Source organism: Mycobacterium sp. (assembly GCF_035653355.1).
GTDB lineage: Bacteria > Actinomycetota > Actinomycetes > Mycobacteriales > Mycobacteriaceae > Mycobacterium.
The window spans coordinates 1-5,172 of the sequence record NZ_DASRBZ010000276.1 but is presented as its reverse complement, the minus strand read 5'-3'; the positions used below and the strand labels follow the sequence as shown (position 1 = coordinate 5,172).

General features: G+C 64.7%; 5 protein-coding genes. 2 read left to right on the top strand and 3 right to left on the bottom strand.

All coding sequences use genetic code 11. From position 1 onward, the window contains the following. Both VFA16_RS09450 and VFA16_RS09445 read right to left on the bottom strand, forming a co-directional pair. A partial coding sequence (locus tag VFA16_RS09450) for an amidohydrolase family protein (protein WP_324967558.1) occupies positions 1 to 528 on the bottom strand: 528 nt, incomplete at its 3' end. An 80-nt stretch (positions 529 to 608) separates the two neighbouring features. Beyond that, positions 609 to 1,493, bottom strand: coding sequence for a MerR family transcriptional regulator (locus VFA16_RS09445; RefSeq protein ID WP_324967557.1), 885 nt, complete (start codon positions 1,491 to 1,493; stop codon positions 609 to 611). 40 nt (positions 1,494 to 1,533) lie between these two features. Here VFA16_RS09445 and VFA16_RS09440 point away from each other — a divergent pair, with 40 nt between their 5' ends. Then, on the top strand, positions 1,534 to 2,709 hold the full coding sequence (locus VFA16_RS09440; protein ID WP_324967556.1) for an aromatic ring-hydroxylating oxygenase subunit alpha: 1,176 nt from the start codon (positions 1,534 to 1,536) through the stop codon (positions 2,707 to 2,709). Here VFA16_RS09440 and VFA16_RS09435 read toward each other — a convergent pair. Continuing rightward, complete coding sequence (locus VFA16_RS09435) at positions 2,667 to 3,773, bottom strand: lipocalin-like domain-containing protein (protein WP_324967559.1); 1,107 nt, start codon at positions 3,771 to 3,773, stop codon at positions 2,667 to 2,669. The genes VFA16_RS09440 and VFA16_RS09435 overlap by 43 nt on opposite strands. Before the next feature lie 142 nt (positions 3,774 to 3,915). Between VFA16_RS09435 and VFA16_RS09430 the strand changes: the two genes are divergently transcribed. Further along, on the top strand, positions 3,916 to 5,172 hold a 1,257-nt coding region (locus VFA16_RS09430), incomplete at its 3' end, for an aldehyde dehydrogenase (protein ID WP_324967555.1).

The following is a 5,172-nucleotide window of genomic DNA, read 5'->3' as shown; positions in this document are numbered from 1 at the left end:
AGCGTGGCAGCCCTTTTTGGCTACCCGCCGGATCTCGGCCGCCATTACCTCCGGGTCCCAGATCGCGGGAAGGGCGCACGGGATGAACCGGCCGGGGTGGCTGCCGCACCATTCGTCGATGTGCCAGTCGTTATAGGCGCGCACCATCGCCAGCGCGACATCCTTGTCTTTGGTGCGCGCAAACAACTGACCGCAGAACTGCGGAAACGATGGGAAGCACAACGACCCGAGCACCCCGTTGGCGCTCATGTCCTTGACGCGTTCGTTGTGGTCGTAGGTGCCCGGCCGCAGTTGTGAGAACGACGTGGGCTCGATTCCGTACTCTTCTTTTGGCCGGCCGGCGACGGCGTTCAGCGCAACGTTGCTGACGGTCTCGCCGTTGTAGTGCCAGACGTTGGTGCCGTCCGGGTTGGTGACGAACTTCGGCGCCAACTCGACATACTTCGACGGCAAGCGCCCGTCGAAGACATCTGGTGGCTCCACGACGTGGTCGTCGACGCTGACCATGACCAGATCGTTCAACTCCATGGCTGCACCTCCCGCGCTGCCAAACCGAACGCGCTGTCCCACCGCGTTCGCCTTTTACAACTAAGATTGTAAAGTTAACGTCAAGACGCCGGGGCGCTTTGCCGATCGGGTGAGTGCGGCAGCACGATGACGCTGACGGTGACCAACCGCCGGCGGGAGGCCTCCCGGGTGATCTCGTCGATGAATTGGGCAGCTGCCGGGGTAATCGATTCCGCCCAGGTTCTAAACCCCTGCACGATGACCGGGTCGTGTTCGAGCAGCGGCTGCACGCACCGCAGCATGCCGACGACGTCCTCGGGCAGCGGATCGGTCAGCTGCTCGTCGATCCAGCGGTGTGCAAGCGCCGTTGCGGCGGTGTGGTTTTCATCAAGAGCGACTACGTCGCGCGCCAATCGGCGTAACCGGTCGAAGAAGACCTGGCGGCCCGGCGTCTCGGCCAGGGCTTCCAGCAGGGTGCTGGCCGCCGGCGGCAGCAGCATCTGTCCGAATAGGGCTGGGACCGGCAGCTGCCATTCGTTGAACAACTCGGCGTACATCGCAGCGATCGGCGGAGACAGCGGGGCGCTGAGCCGCCCGATCACGCCGATGCTGTCGCGGTGCGACGTCGCCAGCCGCCGCAGGATGCGTTCGTTGACGTCGGAGTCGGCAATGTCGGTGGCCGCGTCGATGGCGGCGATCAGTTGATTCAGCCGGTCGCGTTGAGCCACCAGCGACGCGCGGTGCTCGTCGAGGACGTCGGCCAGAGTGGTCTGATGCGCCAACCGCTGGATGTCTCTGATGCTGACGCCGAGGCTACGCAACAGGTCGATGCGCAGTAGTTCGAGGACCTGGTCGACCTCGAAGACGCGGTAGCCGTTGGACAGGTGGTCTGCCCGCAACAGCCCGATTTTTTCGTAGTGGCGGATGCGGCCCGGCGCGATCCCCGTCAGGGCCGTGACGTCGCCGATCAGCAACTGCTCAGCCACGCCTTGACCTTACAACTGTCGCAAGGTCTGTACTGATTGCGTGGACCGCGATCAGCTCATCGACCTGACCCGCCGGGCGCTGAAGCTGGCGCGCGACAAGACGACCGACTTGGCGCCGGCCGAGCACACTGTCGACGCGCGCGACTACACCTCGGCGGAGCGACATGAACGCGAGCGGGCACTGCTGATGGCCAGTCCCCAGCTGGTCGGCTACGTCTCGGAGCTGCCGGAGCCGGGCAGCTACTGCACCAAGACGGTGATGGGGCGATCGATCTTGCTGACCAGAACATCCGGCGGAATGGTCAAGGCGTTCAACAATGTCTGCCTGCACCGCCAATCGCAAGTCGCGAGCGGATGCGGCACCGCGAAAAGGTTCACCTGCCCCTACCATGCGTGGACATACGACAACACCGGTCGTTTGGTTACGGTTCCGGGACGCGAGGGCTTCCCACGGATCGCTGTGAAGTCCGACGGTCTGTCCGAGCTGCCTGCCGCCGAGTTCGCGGGGTTTCTCTGGATCGCGTTGGACCGTGGCGCCACGCTGGATGTCGCCTCACACCTCGGGTCGCTGGCCGACGAACTCGACTCGTGGGGCATCGGGCGATGGTCTCCACTCGGCGAGAAGGTGCTCGACTCGCCCATCAACTGGAAACTGGCGGTCGACACGTTCTCGGAGAACTACCATTTCGCCACCGTGCACCGCGAGACGTTCGCCAAGATCGCTCGCAGCAACTGCACCGTCTTCGACGCGTACGGCCCCCATCACCGGTTGATCTTCCCGCTCAACTCCATCCTGGAACTGGAGAGCGTTGCCGAAGACCAGTGGGATCCGTTCCACAACATGGTTGTCATCTATGCCCTGTTTCCGAATATCGTGCTCTCGGTGACCATCGCCAACGGCGAACTGTTCCGCATATATCCCGGCAGCGAACCGGGCAGATCCGTTACCGTGCACCAAAACTCGACGCCGCTGGATCTGTCCGACGAGTCGGTGGTGGCCGGTGCGCGAGCGGTGTTCGACTATGCCCACGCCACCGTGCGCGACGAGGATTACCAGCTGGCCGCGCAGCTGCAAGCCAACCTCGAGTCAGGAGCGCGCGAGCAGCTGTTGTTCGGGCGCAATGAACCTGGCCTGCAGCATCGCCACCGCAGCTGGGCCGACGCCTTGGCCGCTCAGTCGACCGCCCGCACGTCGGCCAGCTCCCAATCGCGGTAGAGAGCCAGCGAGCGCTCGTAGAACCCGAACCCGCTCACCGCCTCTCCGCGCAGAGTCCCGTGATAGCGATACGGACCCTCCATATATTCGATCGGCAGAGCATGCGCAGGGGCGGCCACCAAGGGCTCTCCGGTCAGATCCAGCTGCAGTGTGGCGCAAGTCAGCCGGTGGCGGTCGGGCATGAACCGGGTCGGCGACAGCGGCGGCAGCAGCGGGTGAACCGAATCCGGCCATGGCACATAGCTATCGACGGCGACCTCGACATCCTCGGCGCACTCGGGCGGCGAGTCCGGATAGCTGACCGTAACGCCCGAGAATGGTTGCAGTGCATTGCCGTTGGTGCGGTCGAACTGCCGCCAGATACTCAGATCGATACCGTTGTCCAGGTTGATCGTGCGCCATTCGTGCGACCGGGCCCGTGGGTCTCCCCCGGTGCCTCCTCCTCCGGCGTACTTGGGAAACCACTGCCGGTCCACGTGTCCCGCCTCGCCGCTGACCTGTTCACACACCTGTCCCCAGCGCAGTGTCCCTGTCATCGCCAGTCTGGTCTGAAAATACGAATAGGTGTCGGGCTGGCCGAAGCAGTCAATGCGGCCCCGGTACTTCGAGGCACCGACGGGTACCGGTGCGCGCGTCGGTGTCACGTCCAGCGCGAGCCGCATCGGTTGGTCCGCCTGGTCGACGCCCACCAGGTCGACGCGGTAGGTGTACGGCACCAGTTCGCCGTCGCTGCTACGGCGGGAGGTCCAAACCGCTGTACCGGCCTCGCTTTCGTAGCTGAGATCGAGGTGTCCGGTGGCCGCGGTCAGCTTGGGTGGGCCTGCCCGCCTGAAGCTGGCCGGCGGCATGTCGTAGTCGGTGTAGGTGCCGTATGCGCCGGTGTCACAATCGAATAGCGCCATCGTGTAAAAGTCGGCGACCACCGATCCGCCCGGGCGGTTCTTGTTGAAGATGGTCAAGAACGCATAAGCCCGACCGGAGGTGCCCATCAGCTCACCGGCAATGAACCAGGTGTCTGACTCCTGATCCGGGTGTGCGCCTTCGGCAGCGGGGAAGTCCAACATATCGTCGGCGGGCACCAGACGAAATGGATAGCGGCGCCACTCGGTGTCCGCCCGCAGTTGGTCGCTCAAATCGGCCTTTTCTTCTGGTCAGGCTTTTTTATTATATTAGCAGTAATAGCCGTTTCCTACTTGAGGTGGTGCCATGACGGATCCCGCCCACCTGTTCTACGACGAACTGTTCATCGGCGGACGCTGGCGCAAGCCCGCCACCGGGCGCCGTCTCACCGTCATCTCACCGCATTCCGAAGGGCCGGTCGGCGAGGTCCCGGAGGCCGGCCCCGAGGACGTCGACGCCGCGGTGCGCGCCGCGCGACGGGCTTTCGACGAGGGTCCCTGGCCCCGGTTGGAGCCACACGAGCGCATGGAGAAGATCGAGAAGCTAGCCGCTATCTATGCCGGCCACATCGACGAGATGGCCGATCTGATCACCGCGGAAATGGGCTCGCCGCGCAGCTTTTCGAGATTAGGTCAGGCGGCTGGCGCGGCTCACATGATGCAGCTGGCGTTGGCGACGGGGCGGGAGTTCTCGTGGGAGGAGCGCCGCCGAGGTGTGCTCGGGCAGGTCCACCTGCGCAAGGCGCCGGTCGGCGTGGTGGGCGCGATCGTGCCGTGGAACGTTCCTCAATTCCTCATCATGCCGAAGCTGATCCCAGCGCTGATCGCCGGCTGCACTGTGGTTGTCAAGCCCGCGCCCGAAACACCCTTGGACGCCTTGTGGTTGGCCGAGATGCTGGAGGAGATCAATCTGCCCGAAGGCGTGGTGTCGATCCTTCCCGGCGGCCGAGACGTCGGGGAGTGCCTGGTGCGCCATCCCGGTGTGGACAAGGTTGCGTTCACCGGTTCCAGCGCCACCGGGCGCCGGATCGCCGCTATCTGCGGTGAGCAGCTCAAGCGGGTGAGCTTGGAGCTGGGCGGCAAGTCGGCGGCGATCATTCTCGACGACGCCGACATCGACAAGACGGTCACCGGGTTGAAGACGGCCGGTCTGATGAACAACGGGCAGGCCTGTGTGGCGCAAACCCGCATCCTGGTCAGCGAACGCCGCCACGACGAGGTCGTCGACGCGCTCGCCGACATGATGACCGGACTGCGTGTCGGCGATCCGGCTGACGAGTCGACCGACATCGGACCGCTTGTCGCCCAACGCCAACAGCATCGGGTGCAGGACTACATCCGCTGCGGGGTGGCCGAGGGCGCCCGGACGGTGCTCGGCGGCGACGACCCGCCGATAGACCGCGGCTGGTATGTGCGGCCGACGCTGTTCACCGATGCCACCAACGACATGCGCATCGCACGCGAAGAGATCTTCGGCCCCGTCCTGACAGTGCTCACCTACATGGACGAGCAGGACGCAATCCGCATCGCCAACGACAGCGACTACGGTTTGGCCGGATCGGTG